The 228-nt window shown below is 60.1% G+C and carries 1 pseudogene; it reads right to left on the bottom strand.

Annotation, left to right across the window (positions count from 1 at the left end):
- Positions 1 to 228 (bottom strand): annotated as a pseudogene (locus tag QP437_RS10575) (galactokinase); the annotation flags it as partial.

The raw sequence follows: 228 nt of genomic DNA on the forward strand, positions 1-228 counted from the left end.
TTCGGCATCGAGACGGCTTTGGTGCCCAGCGAACGGCAGTCGATCAGCAGCGCGTGGTCTTTTTTGCCCAGCGCTGAAATCAGCTGATCCATGATGCCGCAGTTGCAGCCGACGAACTGGTTTTCCGCCTCCTGGCCGTTAAGGGCGATTTGCGCGCCATCCAGCGGCAGATGATACAGCTGTTGGAACACGGTGCCGACGGCGACTTCCAGCGAGGCTGAGGAGCTT

This window comes from Haemophilus sp. UMB1048, assembly GCF_030218125.1.
Taxonomy (GTDB): domain Bacteria; phylum Pseudomonadota; class Gammaproteobacteria; order Enterobacterales; family Pasteurellaceae; genus Haemophilus_D.